The sequence below is a fragment of the uncultured Porphyromonas sp. genome, assembly GCF_905372525.1.
In the GTDB taxonomy this organism is placed as follows: Bacteria; Bacteroidota; Bacteroidia; order Bacteroidales; family Porphyromonadaceae; genus Porphyromonas.
The window spans coordinates 17,830-40,003 of record NZ_CAJPPN010000007.1; the positions used below are offsets into that span (position 1 = coordinate 17,830).

Here is a 22,174-nt window from a genome sequence, read left to right on the forward strand (position 1 = left end):
CGAACAATAAATAAGCTATCTGGAAGCAATGAAGCGACTAAGCCTTGTAAGTATCCTATGTTTTCTCCTAGCCCTTGTGGGGCTCAGCTCTTGTGGTGAATCCACACTTCGCAAGGATATCCTCGGGGAGTGGGTAGGTGATCCTAAGATCTTGAAGAACCTAGAATGGATGGGAGGAGGACAAACGAAGGTTTACTCCTTGGACTGGACATTTGGTGGCGGGAGCCGAGGTTGGATCAAGGTTGGGAAAACGCTCACTTTGCGGGAGGAGGAAGAGGTGGTGTACCTACGTGTAGCTATCGAGGTTCCGATTATCTACAATGTCTATGGTGATGGGCTTTCCTTCAGGTTTGATAAGGATTCTGTCCAAGTCGAGATCCTTGAATGTCTTATCAACGGCAAGAATTATAAAGATGTAGTTGCCCGGGATGTTGAGGGGGAAGGTGAAGCTGCCCTCCAAAGTGCCTACAATACAGTAACGGAGCAGCTAAAAGAGCTAGTAAGGGAAGACGTCCGCAGACAGATCGATACCCCTCTGGAGATCACCTATAACTATGACGCCAGGGTGAAGGACGATATCCTGACGCTCAAGCGAGGGGGAAATACCCCCCTCACCTTCCAGCGCAAGAAGTCCCCGGGGGCTACAGCACCCTAGGGCACCTGCCGACGTGGGAGCCACCCCGGCCAGCCCCTCGCCTCGGGGGGGTACTCGGCGCACCCCGCTCCCCCCAAGCAAGTACAACGCTCTCTCCTCATGGGTATCCTTCGTAGCCCCTTCGCTCCACGGAGCGTCTACACAGGAGATCCCTACGGGAGAATAACTATACGCACTACGAACACTAAACTACTAGAGAACAATGAAACGACTCAGTCTTGCAAGCATCCTATGCTTGCTCCTAGCCCTCGTAGGGCTCAGCTCTTGTAACGACTCCTCACTCCGCAAGGAGATCCTCGGGGAGTGGGTAGGTGACCCTAGCACCCTAAAGGCGCTAGAGAAGATGACAGATGGGGAGGCTAAGTTCCATTCCTTTGACTTCACTTTCAGCGATGAGACAAAGGGCGTCCTCAACTTTGAGTACACCGTCAGCACCAAGGTGGATGGAGAGGAGATGACCCTGCGCCTTGCCTTTGTAGCACCAATCACCTACAAGATACTTGGGGGGAGACTTACCTTCAAGTTCGATCAGGCTGCTACTCGGGCAGAGATTCTCGAATACCTAATCAATGGCAAGGAATGCATCGAGGTGCTCCGTGAAGCAGCCGAGGGCAAAGAAGAGCAGTTCATCCAAGATACCTACGAGAAAATGAAGAGGGAGATGGAAGAGAGTGTCAAGGAGGGTATGCTCGAAGGCTTTGTGGAAGCTGGAGGTGAAGCCTTCGGTAATGACCTCAAGGTGAAGGACGGCATCATGACGATGAAGGATGAGGATCAAGTACTTCTCTCTTTCCACCGCAAAAAGTCCTAGCTGCTACGACTTCATCGAGATACCTACTGATAGCGGATAGACCCTACAGGCTAGCCCCTCATCCTAAGAGGGATGAGGCGACGTCGCAGGTAGGGGTGTCGTAGCCTTAGCCCCTAAGGCTGAGAGGCCCACCTCTGTGCTATGCTTCGTAGGTCTCGTCCCACTATGAGAGAGGCTCTGTCTCCCTCACGGGGTGTCCTTCGTAGACCCTTCGCTCGCTGGAGGATCTATAGATATACCCCTACAGGAGGACAAGGATACACGCTACGAACACTAAAACTACTAGAGCACAATGAAACGACTTAGTCTCGCAGGCATCCTATGCTTGCTCCTAGCCCTTGTGGGGCTAGGCTCGTGCAACGACTCCTCGCTCCGCAAGGATATCCTCGGGGAGTGGGTGGGGGATCCCAGCACCCTAAAGGCGCTAGAGCGGATCACAAATGGGCGGGTAAAGTTCCATTCCTATAACTTCGTATTCAACGATGAGAAACAGGGCGTCCTCAACCTAGAGTACACCATGACCTCAAAGATGGATGGTATGGTGATCGACCTACGCCTTGCCTTTGCCGAACCTCTTACCTACAGCATACTCGGCGGGAGACTTTCCTTCACACTCGATCAGGCTGCTGCCCGAGTCGAGCTCCTCGAATACCTCATCAATGGTAAGGCATGCCTCGATCTCCTCCGAGAGGAGGCCAAGGATAAAGATGAACAGGCTATCCAAGAGGCCTACGAAAAGATCAAGAAGGAGATGGAGGAGAGTGTCAAGGAGGGTATGCGTGAGAGCTTCGGGGCATCTGCTTTCGAAGACCTCGGTAATGACATCAAGGTGAAGGACGGCGTCTTGAGTATGAGGGCTACTGATGGCGCGCTCCTCTCCTTCCATCACAAAAAGTCTTAGAGACACGATCACATATGGACTACATCGACCAACCACTCATCCGGGGAGACCTAAGGCGACGTCTCGGGCGGGAGTACTATATCCTCCGACGCAAGGTGGAGGACCTCGCCTCGGGGGCACGCTGGGCACGTCTGGCACCGCCACAGGAGAAGCTCTACCCCCTCATGGAGCATCATTCGCTGATCCTTCGCCCACTGAAGGATGTGGATATGTACCTGCAGGAGAATAAGCGTACCAATCTTCGTCTAGCGATCGCTCACCTAGACGGGATGCGTATCTGCCCCGGAGAGACTTGCTCGGTATGGCGTAGCGTCGGGCGCACCTCTAAGGCTAAGGGCTATCTGGAGGGCTTGGTGCTGCATCAGGGGCAGATCCGCAAGGGGATCGGAGGGGGGCTTTGTCAGCTAGGTAACTTGCTCTTTTGGCTCGTGGCACATAGCCCGCTTACCATCACGGAGCGTCACCGCCACACCTTCGACGTCTTCCCCGATGTCCACCGCTCGGTACCCTTCGGGGCGGGAGCGACCCTCTCCTATAACTATATAGACTTCCGCTTTCGCAACGACACGGATCAGCCCTTCTACCTCGAGCTCTGGATGGACGATACCTACCTCTGGGGTCGTCTGAGTACCGAGGGGGAGCACCTCTGTCGCTATCGAGTAGAGGAGCGAGACCATCGGGTGGTCCAGCAGATGTGGGGTGGCTACACACGCCACAATAGGATCGTGCGCATCACCACCTATCCCGATGGGATGGAGCGGGAGCAGCTCCTAGTAGAGAACCACGCGATCATGATGTACAGCCCGATCCTCAGCCCGCCCTATGGGGTAGAGGTGCCTACGACCTCAGCGGGGACGGAGACGGGGGAGCCGGAGGGAGTGCATTGAAGAGATCTTAACGACTTTAGCTTAAGACCCTATACTTATCTTGTAGGTATGGGGTCTTTTGTGTATCTTTGCGAAGATTTTTACGCTACCAGCAAGAGTATATCCGATGCATACCGACCAGTATAAGCTCAATCTAAGGACACTCACGGCCGGGGATCACGAGTATTCATGGCTCCTGGACGATAGATACTTCCAGAGTATTGACGCTAATGGTATCACGGGCGGTAGGGTGGAGGTACACCTAGACCTTCGCCGTACGGGAGATGTCTTTAGCCTCGCCTTCAGCTACGATGGGGTGGTAGAGACGACCTGTGACCGGTGCCTAGATCCCCTAGAGATAGAGGTGGCTACGGATAGAGAGCTCGTCGTGAAGTTTGGACAAGAGTATCTGGAGGAGAGCGACGAGATCCTCGTCGTCGCCGAGCAGGATGGCGTACTGGATCTGGAGTGGCTGATGTATGAGGATATCGTCCTGTCGCTCCCCGTGCAGCGTCTGCATGAGGATGGGCAGTGCGATGATGCGATGCTACAGATCATCCACCGAGTAGAGCCCGCAGAGCTCGTAGAGGGGAGCGAGGGTGAGACTATCACCCGAGATGAGGATGGGATAGATGAGCGCTGGGCAGCCCTCAAGGCGTTAAAGAGAGATTAGTAATTCAAAACAAAAATAGATTTATGGCACATCCTAAAAGAAGACAGTCCAAGACACGTACCGCTAAGCGTCGTACCCACGACAAGGCAGCTATGCCTACGCTTGCTAAGTGCGCTAATTGCGGCGCATGGCACATCTACCACACCGTCTGTGGTGAGTGTGGCTACTACCGTGGCAAGCTAGCTCTGGAGCAGGCACAGTAGTACGTAGTCTGACAGACGAAGAGAGCCCCAAAGAGACCTTTGGGGCTTTTTTCGTATCTTCGTACCCGATATTTTTACAGACGCGAAGGGGCTTCAAGCTCTTCGATACAAAAGAAGTATATCAGAAATAAAAACTATGAGTGTCATCAACGCAGCTATTACGGCTGTAGGAGGTTATCTCCCCGAAGATAAGCTGACTAATGCCGACCTCGAGAAGATGGTCGATACGAATGATGAGTGGATCATGACCCGTGTAGGGATACGCGAACGCCGTATCCTGAAGGACCCCACCAAGGGGGCTTCGTATCTGGGTATCCAGGCGGTCAAGGATCTCTTCCAGCGTAATAACATCGATCCAGCGACGATCGATGGTATTATCCTCGCCACTAATACCCCTGACTACCACTTCCCCACGACCTCCTCGATCGTAGCCCATGAGACTGGCTGTGTGAATGCCTTCACCTTCGACCTTCAGTCTGCCTGCCCTAGCTTCATCTACGCCCTAGAGGCTGGAGCGAACTATATCCGCTCGGGCCGCTACAAGCGTGTGCTCGTCGTATCTGCGGAGAAGATGTCGGCCGTCACGGACTATACAGACCGAGCTACTTGCCCTCTCTTCGGTGATGGTGCAGGCTGTGTCCTGCTTGAGCCCACCGAGGAGCACATGGGAGTGCTGGATGCTTACTTCCGTACCGATGGGGTAGGGAAGAGCAACCTCATCATGAAGGCCGGCGGCTCGGCTTGTCCTCCCTCGCACGAGACCGTAGATGCACGGATGCACTACGTCTATCAGGAGGGTGCTGCAGTCTTCAAGCAGGCTGTCAAGGGGATGTCCGCCAGCTGCCACCTCGTGATGGAGCGCAATGGTCTTAGCTACGACGATATCGCCTGGGTAGTACCTCATCAAGCCAACCTTCGTATCATCGATGCCGTAGCACGTGAGATGCAGGTGCCTATGGATCGTGTGATGATCAATATCGAGTACCGAGGCAACACCAGCTCGGCTACTATTCCTATCTGCCTGTGGGAATTTGAGAAGCAGCTCCACAAGGGCGATAATCTCATCCTCACTTCCTTCGGGGCAGGCTTCACTTGGGGTGCTGTCTACGTCAAGTGGGCTTACGATCCTAAGAACTAAGTTACTCTCTAGGAGACCTTGCCTGTCCCCCACTGTGTGCGGGCAGGCAAGGTCTCTCTTTTCTATCCTACCCCTCACTTAGCACTCGGATGAGCGAAGTATCACCAAGTCCCCAGCACCGCTCGGGCTTCGTCAATATCGTAGGCAATCCCAATGTCGGGAAGTCTACCCTGATGAACCTCCTCGTGGGAGAGCGTGTCTCCATCATCACCTCCAAGGCTCAGACCACACGACACCGCATCATGGGGATCGTCAATACCCCTGAGCTACAGATCGTATATAGCGATACGCCCGGTGTGCTACGTCCGAACTACAAGCTCCAGGAGAGTATGCTGGAGTTCTCCGAGTCTGCCCTAGGCGACGCTGATGTCCTGCTCTATGTCACCGACACGGTGGAGACAGCGGACAAGAATGAGTTCTTCCTAGAGCGTGTACGAGGGGTGAAGTGCCCTCTGATCCTCATCATCAACAAGGTCGATCTCACGACTCAGGAGGCTCTGGTCTCCCTCGTTGATCGCTGGCATGAGGAGCTACCTAATGCAGAGATCATCCCTCTATCGGCACTCAATAACTTCAATGTAGAGCCTCTGCGTCGTCGCATTGAGTCGCTTATTCCTCCCTCTCCTCCTTACTTTGATAAGGATGCTTTGACCGATCGTCCTGCACGCTTCTTCGTGACAGAGATCATCCGAGAGAAGGTGCTCCTCTACTACCAGAAGGAGATCCCCTACTCGGTGGAGGTCGTAGTAGAGTCCTTCAAGGAAGAAGACGATCGTATCCACATCCAGGCGCTCATCATCGCCGAGCGTGACAGCCAAAAGGGGATCATCATCGGGCATAAGGGCGCTGCTCTGAAGAAGGTAGGCACGATGGCCCGCCGAGATATGGAGCGTTTCTTTGAGAAGAAGATCTTCCTCGAGATCTTTGTCAAGGTCGAGAAGGACTGGCGCAATAGAGACAACCTCCTACGTGCCTATGGCTACCGCCTAGACTAGAAGTGTAGCTACACCCCAATAATACGAACAACAGCATTATGAGTCATCTAGTAGCAATCGTCGGACGTCCCAATGTGGGCAAGTCCACCCTCTTCAATCGCCTGACCCAGACCCGTGGGGCTATAGTCAGTGAGGAGGCAGGCACGACACGTGACAGGCAGTATGGCAAGGTCTCTTGGCTCGACCGAGAATTCTCTGTAGTGGATACAGGGGGCTGGGTCGTCGGTAGTGAGGATGTCTTCGAGGGCGAGATCAATAAGCAGGTCGAGATCGCTATGGAGGAGGCCGATGTCATCCTCTTCGTCGTAGACGTGGAGAATGGTATCACCGACCTCGATGATGAGGTGGCTGCCAAGCTCCGTAGATCCAAGAAGCCCGTCCTACTCGTCGCCAACAAGGCTGACAACTACGCTCAGCACTACGAGGCTGCCGAGTTCTACGCCTTCGGTCTCGGTGATCCTATGCCCATCTCTGCTATCAGTGGTAGTGGTACGGGTGACCTCCTAGATGCCATCATCAAGGAGCTCCCCGAGGGTACCTTCGTCGATGAACCACTAGATGCTCCACGTATCGCCATTGTGGGACGCCCCAATGCAGGTAAGTCCTCCCTCGTCAATGCCTTCATTGGAGAGGAACGCAACATAGTGACCAACGTCGCTGGTACGACACGTGACTCCATCTACACGCACTACACGAAGTTCGGGATGAACTTCTACCTCGTCGATACCGCAGGTATCCGCAAGCGTGGCAAGGTGAACGAAGACCTAGAGTACTACTCCGTCATTCGCTCTATCCGAGCTATCGAGAGTGCAGATGTCTGTGTCCTCATGCTCGATGCCACACGTGGGATAGAGAGCCAGGACCTCAATATATTCTCCATCATCCAGAAGAATAGCAAGGGGCTCATCGTCTGTGTCAATAAGTGGGATCTCGTAGAGGACAAGAGTACGCAGGTCATCAAGACCTTTGAGCGTGCTATCCGAGAGCGTCTAGCCCCCTTCACCGACTTCCCCATCATCTTCATCTCAGCACTGACGAAGCAGCGTATCTTCAAGGTACTGGAGGAGGTACAGCAGGTCTACGAGCGTCGTAGCAAGCGTATCCCTACGCATCAGCTCAACGAGGTCATGCTGCCCATCATCGAGGCTACTCCGCCCCCTGCTACCAAGGGTAAGTACATCAAGATCAAGTACGTCATGCAGCTCCCCACTGCCGTGCCTAGCTTTGCCTTCTTTGCCAACCTCCCGCAGTGGGTCAAGGAGCCCTACAAACGTTTCCTCGAGAACCAGATACGAGCACACTGGGACTTCTCCGGTACGCCTATCAATATCTTCATCAGAGAGAAGTAGCCCTCGTGGCTATTTCTCTCTTCTCGTTTATCCTCTAACCCTACTTACATCGACATGCAAAGCAAATACACACTCCTAGCTAGTGCCTACTGTGCCCTATCTATCCATCGGGCTAAGGTCTCCAAGGATATCCTTCGCTTCACCCTGCTAGAGACGAACCTCTACTTCTCGGTTAAGAACCGTGAGGAGCTAGCTGCTATCCTGAAGAAGAACTATGATATACGCAATCAGGATACCCTCATGGAGATGCTACAGAGTCTCGAGGAGGATAGCTATATCTATTACCCTGCAGCGCAGATCCTCTTCGCCATGTACCTCCAGTATGGGGATAGCCTGACCGACGAGGCTGTCCAGGCTTGGGCGCTAGAGCACTATGGCTCGTCGGTGGTCATTCGCCAGACGATAGAGCGCTTCCACGAGGGTGTGGTACCCGTCCTCTCCGATCGCCCTGATGCCACACCGCTCGTCGTGAGAGTCGGCAACAAGCTCCGTGAGCTCCTCTCGGATAAAAGTCGCCTAGGCAAGCGTCACCTTGCTTTCTTTGCTAAGCACCGGGCACTACTGGAGGCCACGGATGGGCTCTTTGTCCTGGGCTTCGACTACTCTCGTATGGTCGAGATCATTACCTCCTCGGGGGATCTAGGCTATATCGACGAGGAGCTCCTAGGTGAGCTCCTAGAGCACGTCGGGGGGCATGCAGAGCGGGTCTTTGGCTCTTGGGTTACCTTCTGGGCAAGTGCCGTCGCAGGTAAGCTCTGGTCTGTGGAGGAGCAGGCGGTCAAGGGGGATACTATCATTTCGGGTAATGAATATCTGAGCTCGGTCTATGGGCTCGTGACCTCACCTGCGCATCCCCTGACCTCCTTTGGGCTGTGGGAGGATAGTGATATGGAGGCTCTTCGCACCCTGCTCCTGCCCTATGTGGATCTACAGGCAGAGGCAAAGCTCGATGAGGAGGCGAGAGCTAGTGTGGAGCTTCGTAATCGCTACTTCCGCAAGAATGGCTTTGACCCAGAGATCGAGGGGCGAGCCCTACTCCTAGCTGCCGAGCTGGTCGGTCATCCGCTCGTTCGCTTAGGACTCAACTACTATATCGGCGAGGATCCCGTGGTGCGGGAGATCATCTTCCCTCTGGACGATGGGGGCGATACAGGGATCTTTTGGTATAGGGTGCATAAGTGGGCTCGTAGGGTCGGGCTTACCTTCGAGGCAGACGAGATCCCCTTCATGTATGCAGCCCGTCATATCTTCACCAATAAGCGGATCTACCGCATCCGACGTCGTGCGCTCTTCTTCTCCCGACTAGAGCAGATCGAGTGGCGGGAAGCTACCTTTAGTTTCCGCGCTTCGGGTGCAGGGCTCATCGAGTGTAAGCTCGGGGGGCGCAAGTTTGCTGATCTTACCTTCCAGCCCGAGCATATCGGCACGACTAAGCTCGGGGAGCTTCTCGTCATGTCCCAAGAGGAGATCGATACAGCACTCGCCGACGACCTCGCAGCACTGCGTACCCTCTTTGACGGCCTTATCGCAAAGCTCTCCTAGCGACTTTTATAACTAGACAATAAAGGACTAAGCCCCCTGAGCCTCTCGTAGGCTCAGGGGGCTTAGTCTTTTCTGATGCTTGGGGCTCTATCCCCTGTGGTGTCGGGGGACGATCCCTTAGGTTACTTCAGCTTCGCTACGTGGGGTACTTCGGTGAAGGTGCCTCCGTAGTCGCAGGTGAGGGTGTAGAGACTTGTCGTGTGGGGGAAGATGAGTGTCCCGCTAACTCGATACTTGTCGCCGCCGAGGGCATCGACACGGAGCTTGCTCCCCTCGAGGAGCTTGGGTAGGAGTGGGTTGCCAAAGAACTCCCTCTTCTCCCCTTCCTTGATGAAGCTGATGGCCCATCCTAGTTCCTTGGCCTGCTCCTTTGTGTTCTCTACGGTGAGGGGGATCTCTGTGCCGAGGAGGTTCTCTGGCAGACGTATGTAGAGAGCTTCGGTGAGCTTCTCGTAGTCGGCATCGTTGGGAGCTGCGGGTAGGAGCAGGAGCTCGGTGAGCTTCTTGCTCTTGGCGAGCTTGGAGACGAAGGCGGTCTTGACGTGGGTGGCGTCATAGGCCAGCTTCTGGGGCTCTACCAGCTTGTATTCCCTCAGGTCATCGAAGGGGAGGAAGCCTTGTCCCCCGACAGCGCAGCTACCTAGGTAGTTGAGGTCTATGGTGTGGGTCTTCCCTGTGGCATCGTCATAGACGAGGTGTAGCTTGACCTTGAAGGTGTTGATCCACTCGTTCTCGACCGTGAGTGTGAGGGTACTTCCCTTCTTGGCACGGCTCTCACCATTTTTCCCGAAGGTCTTCTCCTTAGATGAGGCATCCTCACGTAGCTGTATAGTCCAGGGGCTGGTGGTGGGGTCGGCAGGAGCGAGGTCGATCTCTTGCCCCTTGAGGGTCCGAGGGATAGAGATATAGAGGTACTCGGGCTGCTCTTGTAGGTGTCCTGAGCCTACGGTGGGCTCTGCTGGGAGGAAGCCGAGGCTGTAGGGGGGATTGATCCCAAATCGTAGGTTGAAGAAGGCGGCGAGCTTGATCTTCTTCACGACGCCGTCGGTGATGATGCTGTTAGCTCGTAGGGCTTCCTCTTCGCGCTTCTTCCGTGCTTCTTCCTCTTGTTGCTTGCGAAGCTGCTCCTGACGTGCTCGGTCGAGGTCCTCGTTCGTCTTGCTTCGGCAGGAGGTGAATGTGAGGCCTGCGGTGAGGATAAGAGCGAGGACGAGGAGTGCAGGCACTCGGGGAGACAGATGTGATTTCATTCTGTAACTATAGTATTGGGGTAAATGGGGGAGTGTCTCTCCTCCTGGGGCGCAAAGGTACTTAATCCCTAGCAAAGCCCCCCGCCCGTCCTGCCCGTAGCGTCATCAGCTGGAGGCATGTGGAGTGGGTATCCATACACTCCTAACAGTCTCTTTATCAGTCATCCCGAGAGGAACAAAACGCTCTTACCGAGAGCACACTCACGCTCTCGGTATGAACGCCCTAATCACCTTACATAGGTGACGAGACCGCTCTTACCGAGAGCGCAAGAGCGAACATTATATGAACGTCCTCGTCACCTATGTAAGGTGATGAGAGGCTCGCTACTGGGAGCTCTTTTGAGCCAATGCTGAGCCTCCTATACTTCGTTCGAGATGAGGGGCTTACCATAGATATAGAGAGGTGTCTCTGGCTGCTCCATTACTCGTTGTCTATCGATAGCCTTTTATCTCTGGTCTTGTATACCTATACGGTGGAGTGTGCGGAGGTACAACGTGATGTGCCGTATTTGCTTTTCCCGATACTTTCTTTTATGTTTGTGGAAGATGGACGAAGCGAGCCCGTCATCGTAACACTAACAACTACAACTTGAGAGAATAAATTCTCAGCATGACACGCTTCCTACTACTAGGAAGTGTCTCTTGCTTCATAGCAAAAGCAAAGCTCGTCAAGATTACTGCCCCTCATGGCACGGTCACTTGGACTGACACAGACCTGTATGAAGGGTCTAACGAGGACAAGTATTGGGCTCTTATAGAGCTGGCTCTAATGCTGGAGAAGCAGGATTGTCAAAAAGAAGCTGGGGGAATAGAGGTGATGTAGTCTCTACCACACCGATATATACCTAGATTAGGTATCCCCTGCCTTCGGATAGTCAAGGCTACCTACTAACAGTAGATTCTAAAGGGGGAGGATAATTTGCAAGATGGTTGTCCTCCCTCTTCATTTAACCTTACATACGCACTACTAAACTATATGAGACCGACACGAAGTATAAGGAGTCTGGTGTACATACTCACCAGCCTCATCGCTCTACTCCCCCTAGGGGCGCAGAATGGGACGTTGAGCACCTCACAGGATCTACTGCAGCAGATCTACGGGTCGAGGAAGCTCACGGAGTCCGATACGCTCAAGAAGCAAGTCTTGGAGCCCTCGCAGTGCAAGGTCCTCTACGAGCTCCGCTACCACCCTATCTCGGGGTCGGCAGAGCGGGAGATCACGTGGCTCCATGTGCTCCACGTGGGGAGCCACTACCAGAGCTTCGGCACCTATGGGGAGTTCCTCGCTGACTCTATCTGGGATGCCTCGCTCAGGGCGAAGCGTAGTCATACGGAGTTCTACCCAGAGTTCGTCGAAGCGATGCGGCAGAATAAGGGGATGGGAAAGATCATCCTCGATCAGGAGCGAGGGACGCTGGAGCACCACGACAAGGTACTCACAGACTACTACAGCTACATAGAGCCGATCCCACAGATGCAGTGGACACTGCTCGAGGGAGATACCCTCATCGCTGGATACGCCTGTCGTCGGGCTACGACCCACTTCCGTGGACGAGACTACACAGCCTGGTACTGCGACTCTATTCCCCTATCATATGGCCCCTACAAGTTCCATGGGCTACCGGGGCTCATCCTCTGTCTATACGATAGCCTCGGAGACTATAGCTACAGACTCGTAGGCCTCCAGAGGGTATCTGAGCCTATCTACCGACGGACGAGAGGGAATACCTTCACCGTCAAGCGAGAGCAGTTGCTTAAGCTCAAGAAGGATCTCGCCGAGCACCCCGAGAGCTATAGGTCCCCAGTGCTGGGCGATCGTACTGCTCCGCTACAGAGTACCCCAATCCGCTACAATCCGATCGAGCGGGAGTAGGCTATGGCTAGGCAGCGCATCTGGCTCCTCGCCCTCTGGGTGTGTGCCCTCGTCTGGTTCGCTGAGGCGAGGACGCACGCCCAGAGCTCAGGGCGTCAGCTGACCCTACGTGTCCTCAGCGCAGAGGATGGACGAGCCATCACAGGGGTCATCTGCTCCGTGTGGGATAGTGTACACCGACGGACGGGGTTCGCTCAGACAGATCGTGAGGGACGTGCTACCCTGACCCTTCGCCCCAGTGATCATACCCTGACCCTCGTCCTGATGGGCTATCGGAAGCGCGAGCTCCTCCTCTCTAGCCCTGAGCTATCCGTAGCTCAGCCGACCCTGAGGCTGGAGGTCGAGGAGGTCAAGCTCCGGGAGGTCTACGTCCGAGCGGCCCCGATCACCCCTCGGGGCGATACCCTGAGCTATCGGATCAAGACCTTCGCTGGGGCTCAGGATCGGTATATCGAGGATGTACTGAGGAAGCTCCCTGGGATAGAGGTCGGGACGAATGGACAGATTAGGTACCAGGGTAAAGCCATCGATAAGTTCTACATCGAGGGGCAGGACCCGCTGGGGGCGAACTACAACCAAGCCAGTCGTAACCTCCCCGCCGATGCCGTCGATCGGGTCGAGGTCATCGAGCACAACCAGCACAAGCGTATCCTACAGGGCAAGGTCGTCGGGGAGCAAGCTGCACTAAACATACGTCTGAATAAGAAGGCTCTCTTCCGCCCCTTCGGAGAGCTGATGGGGGGCACGGGGCTTGAGCCTCCACTCTGGACTGGCAAGGCCTTCCTCATGCAGGTCGCCCCGAGCAATCAACTCATCACCAACCTCAGAGGGAACAACATCGGGCAGGAGCTCGCCACAGACTTCGTCGAGCATACCTCTCCCTACCCAGAGGAGGACTATCAGCCCCTACCCCACACGATCCTCAGTACCTCGGGGAATACTCCTCCGCTCAGTGAGGGGCGCTATCTCCGCAATCGGGCACTTAGCTGGGGGGTAAATGATCTACAGCGGGTCGGGCAGTACGGGAGTCTTCGCCTCAATGTCCTAGGCTATCATGACCGTACGAGGGGCGAGTCCACGCAGGCCATCCGCTATCTAGGTGCCTCGCCCTACGACCTTCACGAGACCTCGGGCCTCGTAGCCAAGCCCAACTACTACCGGGCAGCACTACACTATGAGCACAATGCACCGGGACTCTTCCTGCTGGCTGATATACTCTACAGCACGCAGGGGAAGACTAGCCGGGAGGAGCTCCTCTCCAATAGCAAGGTTTACCAGCTGACCCTACGCCAGCGTCCTCAGTGGCTACAAGCTAGTCTTCAGGGGAATGTGAGCCTAGGGGGCACGCTCATCAGCCTGAAGTCCTCCACCCGAGGCTATACGGCGGGCGAACGGCTCTCGGGCTGGCAACGAGATCCCGCAGGGATAGAGACAGCCCTCACTACGAGACGAAGGGTGAGCCAGTTCGCTACTACCAATAGTGCCCAGATGGGCTTTGCCCTGGGGCGGGTCAATCTACAGACGGGCCTTCTGGCTCGGGCTACCTATAATAGCTATGGAGTGCATGAGCTCCTCTCCCCGAGCGACAATAGCTATAGCCAGCTCACCGTGGGGCTCAATAGTTCCCTGAGCTACAGCTCGCCTGGGGTCAATGTCTCGCTCTCTTGTCCCCTATACTATCAGGCTGACCGGCTCCGGCTAGGGCGCCAGCTGGATCACCGAGCCTACCTACACCTTGCTCCTAGTCTCTCCCTTCGGCTCCCGCTCTCGCAGTATAGCACGCTACTCCTCTCGGGGGGCTATCAGTCCCAGCCCGATATAGATGACTACTACAGCGCAGGGGTGATCCGTCGTGGTTATCGCTCCTATACCCAGAGCCTACAGCAGCTCTACTATCGTCATGAACTGAATGGAGCTGCCCGCTTGACCTACCGCAATCCCCTCGAGCTGTTCTTTGCCTATGTACGGCTTAGTTACCGGCAGGCGGCTCATAGCTATCTACGTGATATACGTCTCCGCCCCGAGCAGACCCTGAGTATCCCCATAGATACAGCCTATAGACACCAGAGCTATTCGGTGCAGGGGGTACTAGATAAGGCTATCCCACACTGGGCACTTACCCTACGTGCCGAGCTCGGGTATACGCATAATAGGCACCTCACAGCGCTGGCAGAGCGTATATACGCTGTACGCAGTGATAATCTTCTCTCCATGCTCACCCTGCGCTGGAGTAGGATCCCAGCCCTCTCAGCGAGCTACTCTGTAGGCCTTGGTAGCCTCTGGTATCACCGCTCGGGTATGGAGCCCCATCCTAGTCTCCGCCTAGAGCAGGAGCTGAAGCTGGTAGGGACGCTGAGCAAGCTCTTTAGCCTCTCCGCCCTCCTCCAGCATAACTATGGGAGAGGAGGGGACAGGGCGGGGCTATAGGCATACCCTCTTCTGTGATGTCCAGGCTGACTGGGTCGTGAGCAAGCGTGTCAGGCTAGCGGGGAGCCTAACGAACCTCTGGAATGAGAGAGTCTATAGCCTCACGAGTATCTCTACCACACAGATCGAGCACTATACCCTCCCATTACGTCCACGGGAGTTTGTCCTCTCATGTACGATCCGGCTATAGCTCCTAATACCATATTATATACAGACTCGGGATATTAGGCCTAGCCAAGCGATTGTAGGATGGGGGAGGATCTAGGTACCTTCCGCTCCTCTTTTTTTCTGAATTCTATGTAGGTGGGTAGCCTGTCCTCCTCCCATGATATCTCCAGAGAAGGGGAGGGGAGTGCTGCGCTGGGTCTAAGTCGCTCGTTCGGAGATGTTTGCTCTGTGGGTATGTCGTGGCCTTCCTCTGGGAAAGGAGGGGGGGTAGTAATGATTTAATTTATCTTGAGTGGGGTATAATGGTGACTTTTTGATGCAAGCGTAGAAATAAAGTCAGGCTTCCTTAAATTATTTAATAAATGCACTTTATTTCCAGGCGTTTAATTGTTATATTTGCACAGCCTAAGATGGCTCATAAGGTATATTCCTCAAAAGGCAGAGCCCAGGCATTAAGGTAGGTAAAACAATAGTAATCACTAATATTTAGGAATAAATGAAGCTAGCAAAGCATTGGATCGCAGCTGGTGCCCTGCTCTTGGCCTCCAGCTGGAGTGCCTTGGCACAGACGATCAGCTCACCCAAGGGAGGGCTACAGCTCCACTTCGCGCTGACAAACGAGGGGGTACCGACGTACCGCTTGTCCTTCGCTAATGGGGAGGAGATCATCCGACAGAGCCGCCTAGGTCTGGAGATGACTGATGGGAAGAAGTCCTTCGATAAGGATCTGGAGGTCACGGCGACGAAGGAGTCTACCTTCGATGAGACGTGGACACCCGTATGGGGCGAAGTGAAGCAGATCCGCAACCACTATAATGAACTCCTCGTAGAACTCAAGAAGAAGTCCAACGGCGATCCTATCGCTATCCGCTTCCGTCTCTTCGACGACGGGCTGGGCTTCCGCTACGAATTCCCCGGGGGGAAGGATCGTAACTTCTATGTGGTCAAGCGTGAGCTCTCGGAGTTCGCCATGACGGGAGACCACAAGGCACACTGGATCCCTGGCGACTACGACACCGAAGAGTACGACTACCAGCATAGTCGCCTCTCGGAGATCCGTGGACTCTTCGACAAGGCCTTTACGGAGAACTGCTCACAGAAGGCCTTCTCCAAGACGGGGGTGCAGACACCGCTGATGCTCAAGACAGACAAGGGTGTGTACATCAACCTCCACGAGGCTGCCCTCATTGACTTCCCTGCGATTAACCTCGATCTGGATGACAAGAATATGGTCTTCCACGTAGAGCTTACCCCTGACCCTCAGGGCAATCGTGGGCACATCGAGGCTCCCTTCAACACCCCTTGGCGTACAGTTATCGTCAGCCGTGATGCTCGAGATATCCTAGCCTCCAAGCTTACTTATAACCTCAATGAGCCCTGCGCCTACGAGACCACCGACTGGATCAAGCCTATTAAGTATGTAGGGGTCTGGTGGGAGATGATCACGGGCAAGAGCACCTGGGCCTACACCGATGACCTGCCCTATGTGAAGATCGGTAAGACCGACTACTCCAAGGTAAAGCCTAACGGCAAGCACGCAGCTAACACCCAGCACGTCAAGGAGTACATCGACTTTGCCGCCAAGCACGGCTTCGATGCTGTCCTCGTCGAGGGGTGGAACATCGGCTGGGAAGATTGGTTTGATCACAGCAAGGATCGTGTCTTTGACTTTGTCACCCCTTACCCTGACTTCAATGTCGCCGAGCTCCGTGACTATGCCAAGAGCAAGGGCGTGAAGATCATCATGCACCACGAGACCTCCAGCTCGGTCACGAACTATGAGCGTCACATGGAGAAGGCCTACAAGTTCATGGTCGATAACGGCTACTCCGCCGTCAAGAGTGGCTATGTGGGTAATATCATCCCTCGTGGCGAGTACCACTACGGCCAAAGCATGGTCAATCACTACCTCCACGCTGTCAAGGAGGCTGCTAAGCACAAGATCTCGGTCAATGCACACGAGGCTGTCCACATGACCGGTCTTAGCCGTACCTACCCCAACCTCATCGCACAGGAGTCGGCACGTGGACAGGAGTATCAGGCCTTCGGGGGCAACAAGCCCAACCACCTGACTGTCCTGCCCTTCACCCGCCTCATCGGTGGCCCGATGGACTATACCCCTGGTATCTTCCAGATGGACATCAGCAAGTACAACCCCGATAACAATTCCCACGTCAATACGACCATCTGTAACCAGCTCGCCTGCTACGTCACGATGTACAGCCCGCTGCAGATGGCTGCCGACCTCCCCGAGGTGTATGAGAAGCACATGGATGCCTTCCAGTTCATCAAGGATGTCGCAGTAGACTGGGACGACACGAAGATCATCGAGGCTGAACCAGGTGAGTACATCACGATCGCTCGTAAGGCGAAGAACTCCGACAACTGGTTCGTCGGTAACGTCGCTGGCTACGAAGGTCACAAGACGAACCTCACCCTCGACTTCCTCGACGCAGGTAAGACCTACATCGCTACGATCTACGCAGACGGCAAGAACGCTAACTACAAGACCAACCCCGAGGTGTACACCATCCGCAAGGTGAAGGTCAAGAAGGGGAGCAAGCTCAGCCTACAGTCTGCTCCTGGTGGTGGCTTCGCCATCTCCATCCTACCCGCTAGCAAGTAAACTATAGCCTTGGGCTACCCCGATAGGTAGAGCATCTTGCCCGCCTTGGCTGGGTAGCCCAATCCATTATTCACTATAAACAGAGTACGTAAAATGAGTAAGATTTTACGCCTTATCACCCTCTGCTTTGCCCTCGTTGCCTTGGCTCTGCCTGCATGGGCTCAGGAGATCCAGGTCAAGGGTCAGGTCGTCGATGATAAGGGAGAAGAGATCGTGGGTGCTGCTGTCAAGGTCAAGGAGACCTCGCAGGGGATCATCACGGATATTAACGGGAACTTCGTCGTTAAGGCGCCGAAGAATGGCCACCTTATCATCTCCTTCCTAGGTTATAACCCACAGACCATTAGCCTAGCTATCGCACAGCTTCCCCTGAAGGTTGTGCTCACCGAGAACGCTAAGTCACTCAAGGAGGTCGTCGTCGTCGGCTACGGCTCCATGCAGAAGAAGGACCTCACGGGGTCGATCAGCTCGATTAACGAGAAGAACTTCCAGAAGGGTGCTATCTCCACCGCTAGTGACCTCCTCGTCGGGAAGGTCGCTGGGGTACAGATCACCCCTGACGGCTCGCCCGGTGCTGGTGGTCGTATCCGCATCCGTGGGGGGGCTTCGCTCAATGCGAGTAACGACCCACTAATAGTCATCGATGGGGTGCCCATCGAGAATAGTGCTGTCTCGGGTGCTCCTAGCATCCTGAGCTCGCTTAACCCCCAGGACATCGCTTCCATGAACGTCCTGAAGGATGCCTCAGCTACCGCTATCTACGGCTCTCGTGCCTCCAACGGGGTCATCATGATCACTACCAAGCGTGGTAAGGTCGGACAGAAGACTCAGATAGCTGTATCTGTACAGAACTCCCTCTCTCAGGCTGCTCGCTATGTGAACGTCCTCTCGGCTAACGAATACCGTGCCCTCATCCAGCGCATCTCTCCTTCCTCCGTCGGCAATCTAGGCTCTGCCAATACCGACTGGCAGCGTGAGATCTACCAGCTAGCCTATGGTGGGGACTACAACCTCAGCATCAGTGGCGCCACAGGGAAGCTCCCCTATCGTGTCTCTGCGGGCTTCTACCATCAGGAGGGGGTCCTCAAGACGGATAAGATGAACCGCTTCAGTGGGGATATTAGCCTCAACCCTCGTCTCCTAGACAACCACCTCTCCATCGACGCAAGTGTCAAGCTCTCGGCTACACACAACCGCTTCGCTAACAAGGATGCTATCGGTGCAGCTGTACAGTTTGATCCCACCCGTCCTGTCCGTGATAACGATCCTAAGTTTGCCCCCTACGGAGGCTACTGGACACAGCTAGATGGGGGCAACCTGCATAAGCTCGCTCCTAAGAACCCTGTCGCTCTCCTAGAGCAGAAGGATGACGTCAGCGATGTCTTCCGCACCATCAGCAACCTCAAGCTCGACTACAAGGTTCACTTCCTCCCCGATCTTAAGCTGAATATGAACCTTGGCTACGACTATGCTTCGGGTCGAGGGCATGTGATTGTCCCCGAGAACTCCTCCCTCGAGTGGCAACGCTTCACCCTCAAGACCACTGGTCAGCCCGATGTGCTCAAGAGCGGTAAGAACAATACCTACGAGCAGCAGAAGCGCAGCTTGCTCTTCGACTTCTACGCCAACTATGCCAAGGAGCTACAGAGCCTCCGCAGTCGCATAGACGTCATGGCTGGGTACTCCTACCAAGACTGGAAGACGAACGTGCACAACATGCCTGACTACACCTACGACAAGACGATCGTCTCTAAGCCTGTCTTCGAGTACGACTACCCACAGAATACGCTGGTATCCTTCTACGGACGTCTCAACTATAGCCTCCTAGACCGCTACCTCTTCACCGCTACGGTACGTGCCGACGGCTCTTCACGCTTCAGCAAGGAGAACCGCTGGGGGATCTTCCCCGCCCTTGCCTTCGCTTGGCGTATCAAGGAAGAGTCCTTCCTCAAGAATGTCTCTTGGATCGATGACCTCAAGCTACGTCTAGGCTACGGCGTCACGGGGCAGCAGGACGGTATCGGGAACTACAACTACCTCGCCTTCTACTCCCTCAGCACCAACACCAACCGCTATCAGCTAGGCAATACCTTCTACAACATGATGCGTCCTATTGCCTATGATGAGAACATCCACTGGGAGCAGACCGCTACCTACAACGTCGGGCTAGACTATTCCTTCATCAAGGGACGTCTCTCCGGTACTCTGGACTTCTACGAGAAGCATACGACCGACCTGCTCAACGAGATCCCAACGCCTGCAGGGGCCAACTTCTCGAACCGTATCCTCACCAACGTCGGTAACATTACCAGTAAGGGCTTTGAGCTCGCTATCAGTGCTACTCCTGTACAGACAGACCGTCTGACCTGGGATGTAAGCTATAATATTAGCTCCAATAGCACGCGTATCACCAAGCTCAATGCTGTCGATGTCCCCGGCTACCAGGGCGTACCTACCGGTGGTGTCACTGGGGGGACGGGGACCACGGTGCAGATCCACTCCGTAGGCTATGCTCCTGGCACCTTCTTCGTCTACAAGCAGAAGTACGACGCTGCGGGCAAGCCTCTGGAAGGACAGTACGAAGACCTCAACAAGGATGGTGTCATCAACGAACAGGACAAGTATCGTGCGCATAACCCCGAGCCTAAGGTACTCATGGGGCTATCTACCACGCTGACCTTCGACCGCTGGAGCCTATCGACCTCCCTACGTGCTAGCCTAGGTAACTACATCTACGACAATGTATCTTCCCTCATGGCTACCCATCAGGCAGTGCTGAACTCTGGGGGGTACTTCCGTAACACGACCCCTGAGATCAACAAGTCGAACTTCCAGAACAACAACGACAAGCAGTTCATCTCCGACTACTACCTCCACAAGGCTTCCTTCCTGAAGATGGATAACCTTACCCTCGGCTATGACTTCGGTCGTATCCTCGGCAAGGCGTCGCTGAGGGCTTCGGCTACGGTGCAGAATGTCTTCTCCCTCTCCCCCTACAAGGGGCTAGATCCAGAGCGAGCTATTGACTTCAGCCTCTATCCCATCCCTCGCACCTATTCACTCAATCTCTCCCTCACTCTCTAACCCCTAGCTCATCATGAGTATGAATAAGAAGATGCTCCGAGGTACACTTACCCTCGGGCTCCTAGGAGTACTAGGACTTAGCTCCTGCACGAAGGACTTAGACCGCTTCCCCACCAACGGGGATACCGCCCCACGTGTCTACGGCTCTCCAGAGAAGACCCTTCAGGCCTTCGCCAAGGTTTATGGTGCTTTTGCCCTCACTGGGAATGGGGGGGATAATAAGAAAGATAGTAATGGTGCTGATATTGAAGGTATAGATGAGGGGACGAGTGACTTCCTTCGTGGTCTCTTCAACCTCCAGGAGCTACCCACCGAGAGCGGTATATGCGCCTGGGGGGATGGCGGTGTGCCTGACCTGCATGCGATCTCTTGGTCGGCCTCGAACCCTATTATCAGAGGCTTCTACTATCGCTCGATCTATCAGATCAAGCTCGCCTCAGAGTTCCTCAAGAACACTGCCGACAAGTCCAGTGACGCTACGATCAAGACCTACCGTGCCGAGGCTCGCTTCCTGCGTGCCTATCAGTACTGGGTGCTGATGGATCTCTTTGGTAATCCTCCCTTCATCGACGAATCGACTCCTACGGGGAAGGTCTACCCTCGCCAGATCTCACGCTCCGAGCTATTCAGCTACGTAGAGAGCGAGCTGAAGGCGATCGAGAGTGACCTCATGGAGCCTAAGGCTAACGAGTATGGTCGTGCAGACAAGGCTGCGGCCTGGGCACTGCTCTCCCGCCTCTACCTCAATGCCGAGGTCTACACGGGCACTGAGCGGTATGCTGATGCAGCTACCTATGCCGAGCGAGTCATCGCCTCGAACAAGTACTCCCTGCACCCCAAGTACGAGAACCTCTTCCTCGCAGACAACAACCTGAACAACCCCGAGACGCTCCTCTCCATCAACTACGATGGGACGAACTCGCAGAACTGGGGGGGGATGACCTTCCTCGTCAATAGCTCTACCTCGGCAGATGCCAAGGCGGCTACGGGTAAGAATATGGGCGTCGGTGGCGGCTGGGCTGGTAATCGTGCCACCAAGGCCCTCCTGGATCTCTTTGGCTCGAATGCCACCACGGATACTCGCTGTCTGATGAATGCCACTACGCCAGTGATCACGGACGTCAAGACCTTCACCCAGGGGGTCTACGTCTATAAGTTCCGCAATGTCACCAGCGCCGGTGCCAACGGTAGCAATAGTGACCACTGCGACACGGACTTCCCGCTCTTCCGTCTCTCGGAGCTGTATCTCAACTATGCTGAGGCTGCTATCCGTGGCAAGGCAGATGCTACAAAGGGACTCCAGTACCTCAACCTCGTCCGCACCCGTGCCTATGGCAACGCTACGGGCAACTACTCCGCTCTACCTAGCCTAGATGAGCTACTCAATGAGCGTGGCCGTGAGTTCTACTGGGAGGCGCAGCGCCGTACCGATCTGATCCGCTTCGGCAAGTTCACCTCTGCGACCTACCTCTGGCCGTGGAAGGGGGATGTCGCTGCTGGTAAGGGCCTCGAAGCCTATCGCACCCTCTATCCGATCCCCTCGGATGACCTGCAGGCTAACCCAGAGAAGCTCCGTCAGAACCCCGGCTACTAGCCCTCATTCATCCCTCTAA

The 22,174-nt window shown here is 54.9% G+C and carries 18 protein-coding genes; 17 read left to right on the plus strand and 1 reads right to left on the minus strand.

The window, feature by feature from the left end:
* The first annotated feature begins 151 nt into the window (after nt 1–151).
* From QZ170_RS02500 to QZ170_RS02545, 10 genes are all read left to right on the plus strand, one after another.
* Nucleotides 152–655: a hypothetical protein gene (locus tag QZ170_RS02500; RefSeq protein ID WP_297176591.1), complete on the plus strand. Its 504-nt coding sequence runs from the start codon at nt 152–154 to the stop codon at nt 653–655.
* 202 nt (nt 656–857) lie between these two features.
* A complete protein-coding gene (locus tag QZ170_RS02505; RefSeq protein ID WP_297176594.1) occupies nt 858–1,466 on the plus strand; it encodes a hypothetical protein in 609 nt (202 codons plus the stop codon).
* 292 nt (nt 1,467–1,758) lie between these two features.
* Nucleotides 1,759–2,367 (plus strand): hypothetical protein, encoded by a 609-nt coding sequence (locus QZ170_RS02510; protein WP_297176597.1) that lies wholly within the window; start codon nt 1,759–1,761, stop codon nt 2,365–2,367.
* 14 nt (nt 2,368–2,381) lie between these two features.
* On the plus strand, nt 2,382–3,254 hold the full coding sequence (locus QZ170_RS02515) for a VanW family protein (protein WP_297176600.1): 873 nt from the start codon (nt 2,382–2,384) through the stop codon (nt 3,252–3,254).
* Nucleotides 3,255–3,360: 106 nt separating this feature from the next.
* Complete coding sequence (locus QZ170_RS02520; RefSeq protein WP_297176603.1) at nt 3,361–3,906, plus strand: DUF177 domain-containing protein; 546 nt, start codon at nt 3,361–3,363, stop codon at nt 3,904–3,906.
* 23 nt (nt 3,907–3,929) lie between these two features.
* Nucleotides 3,930–4,109 carry a 50S ribosomal protein L32 gene (rpmF, locus tag QZ170_RS02525; protein WP_297176606.1) on the plus strand — a complete coding sequence of 60 codons (180 nt, stop codon included), beginning with the start codon at nt 3,930–3,932 and terminating at the stop codon, nt 4,107–4,109.
* Between the two features lie 136 nt (nt 4,110–4,245).
* A complete protein-coding gene (locus tag QZ170_RS02530; protein ID WP_297176609.1) occupies nt 4,246–5,247 on the plus strand; it encodes a beta-ketoacyl-ACP synthase III in 1,002 nt (333 codons plus the stop codon).
* Between the two features lie 89 nt (nt 5,248–5,336).
* Nucleotides 5,337–6,242: a GTPase Era gene (gene era / locus QZ170_RS02535; protein WP_297176612.1), complete on the plus strand. Its 906-nt coding sequence runs from the start codon at nt 5,337–5,339 to the stop codon at nt 6,240–6,242.
* A 38-nt stretch (nt 6,243–6,280) separates the two neighbouring features.
* A complete protein-coding gene (der, locus tag QZ170_RS02540) occupies nt 6,281–7,591 on the plus strand; it encodes a ribosome biogenesis GTPase Der (RefSeq protein ID WP_297176615.1) in 1,311 nt (436 codons plus the stop codon).
* 54 nt (nt 7,592–7,645) lie between these two features.
* Nucleotides 7,646–9,133 carry a DUF1266 domain-containing protein gene (locus QZ170_RS02545; protein WP_297176618.1) on the plus strand — a complete coding sequence of 496 codons (1,488 nt, stop codon included), beginning with the start codon at nt 7,646–7,648 and terminating at the stop codon, nt 9,131–9,133.
* A gap of 122 nt (nt 9,134–9,255) precedes the next feature.
* Here the strand turns inward: QZ170_RS02545 and QZ170_RS02550 are convergent, their stop codons facing one another.
* Nucleotides 9,256–10,383, minus strand: coding sequence for a hypothetical protein (locus tag QZ170_RS02550; RefSeq protein WP_297176621.1), 1,128 nt, complete (start codon nt 10,381–10,383; stop codon nt 9,256–9,258).
* A 610-nt stretch (nt 10,384–10,993) separates the two neighbouring features.
* On the opposite strand from QZ170_RS02550, the gene QZ170_RS02555 reads away from it, so the two are divergent.
* From QZ170_RS02555 to QZ170_RS02585, 7 genes are all read left to right on the plus strand, one after another.
* Nucleotides 10,994–11,206, plus strand: coding sequence for a hypothetical protein (locus QZ170_RS02555; RefSeq protein WP_297176624.1), 213 nt, complete (start codon nt 10,994–10,996; stop codon nt 11,204–11,206).
* Between the two features lie 153 nt (nt 11,207–11,359).
* Nucleotides 11,360–12,256: a GLPGLI family protein gene (locus QZ170_RS02560; RefSeq protein ID WP_297176627.1), complete on the plus strand. Its 897-nt coding sequence runs from the start codon at nt 11,360–11,362 to the stop codon at nt 12,254–12,256.
* 3 nt (nt 12,257–12,259) lie between these two features.
* Nucleotides 12,260–14,683 carry a hypothetical protein gene (locus QZ170_RS02565; RefSeq protein WP_297176630.1) on the plus strand — a complete coding sequence of 808 codons (2,424 nt, stop codon included), beginning with the start codon at nt 12,260–12,262 and terminating at the stop codon, nt 14,681–14,683.
* Entirely contained in the window at nt 14,652–14,873 is a 222-nt protein-coding gene (locus QZ170_RS02570; protein ID WP_297176633.1) for a hypothetical protein, read from the plus strand. The genes QZ170_RS02565 and QZ170_RS02570 overlap by 32 nt, the downstream gene beginning before the upstream one ends.
* A 474-nt stretch (nt 14,874–15,347) precedes the next feature.
* Nucleotides 15,348–17,477 carry a glycoside hydrolase family 97 protein gene (locus tag QZ170_RS02575; RefSeq protein WP_297176636.1) on the plus strand — a complete coding sequence of 710 codons (2,130 nt, stop codon included), beginning with the start codon at nt 15,348–15,350 and terminating at the stop codon, nt 17,475–17,477.
* A gap of 93 nt (nt 17,478–17,570) precedes the next feature.
* Nucleotides 17,571–20,561, plus strand: coding sequence for a TonB-dependent receptor (locus tag QZ170_RS02580; protein ID WP_297176639.1), 2,991 nt, complete (start codon nt 17,571–17,573; stop codon nt 20,559–20,561).
* 13 nt (nt 20,562–20,574) lie between these two features.
* Complete coding sequence (locus QZ170_RS02585) at nt 20,575–22,155, plus strand: RagB/SusD family nutrient uptake outer membrane protein (RefSeq protein WP_297176642.1); 1,581 nt, start codon at nt 20,575–20,577, stop codon at nt 22,153–22,155.
* Nucleotides 22,156–22,174: the final 19 nt, after the last annotated feature.

Coding starts and splice junctions, on each gene's coding strand:
- QZ170_RS02570 (WP_297176633.1), top strand. CDS start 14,652: ATGGGAGAGGAGGGGACAGGGCGGGGCTATAGGCATACCCTCTTCTGT.
- QZ170_RS02575 (WP_297176636.1), top strand. CDS start 15,348: ATGAAGCTAGCAAAGCATTGGATCGCAGCTGGTGCCCTGCTCTTGGCC.
- der (WP_297176615.1), top strand. CDS start 6,281: ATGAGTCATCTAGTAGCAATCGTCGGACGTCCCAATGTGGGCAAGTCC.
- QZ170_RS02555 (WP_297176624.1), top strand. CDS start 10,994: ATGACACGCTTCCTACTACTAGGAAGTGTCTCTTGCTTCATAGCAAAA.
- era (WP_297176612.1), top strand. CDS start 5,337: ATGAGCGAAGTATCACCAAGTCCCCAGCACCGCTCGGGCTTCGTCAAT.
- QZ170_RS02560 (WP_297176627.1), top strand. CDS start 11,360: ATGAGACCGACACGAAGTATAAGGAGTCTGGTGTACATACTCACCAGC.
- QZ170_RS02580 (WP_297176639.1), top strand. CDS start 17,571: ATGAGTAAGATTTTACGCCTTATCACCCTCTGCTTTGCCCTCGTTGCC.
- QZ170_RS02520 (WP_297176603.1), top strand. CDS start 3,361: ATGCATACCGACCAGTATAAGCTCAATCTAAGGACACTCACGGCCGGG.
- QZ170_RS02550 (WP_297176621.1), bottom strand. CDS start 10,383: ATGAAATCACATCTGTCTCCCCGAGTGCCTGCACTCCTCGTCCTCGCT.
- QZ170_RS02545 (WP_297176618.1), top strand. CDS start 7,646: ATGCAAAGCAAATACACACTCCTAGCTAGTGCCTACTGTGCCCTATCT.
- QZ170_RS02515 (WP_297176600.1), top strand. CDS start 2,382: ATGGACTACATCGACCAACCACTCATCCGGGGAGACCTAAGGCGACGT.
- QZ170_RS02565 (WP_297176630.1), top strand. CDS start 12,260: ATGGCTAGGCAGCGCATCTGGCTCCTCGCCCTCTGGGTGTGTGCCCTC.
- QZ170_RS02505 (WP_297176594.1), top strand. CDS start 858: ATGAAACGACTCAGTCTTGCAAGCATCCTATGCTTGCTCCTAGCCCTC.
- rpmF (WP_297176606.1), top strand. CDS start 3,930: ATGGCACATCCTAAAAGAAGACAGTCCAAGACACGTACCGCTAAGCGT.
- QZ170_RS02530 (WP_297176609.1), top strand. CDS start 4,246: ATGAGTGTCATCAACGCAGCTATTACGGCTGTAGGAGGTTATCTCCCC.
- QZ170_RS02510 (WP_297176597.1), top strand. CDS start 1,759: ATGAAACGACTTAGTCTCGCAGGCATCCTATGCTTGCTCCTAGCCCTT.
- QZ170_RS02585 (WP_297176642.1), top strand. CDS start 20,575: ATGAGTATGAATAAGAAGATGCTCCGAGGTACACTTACCCTCGGGCTC.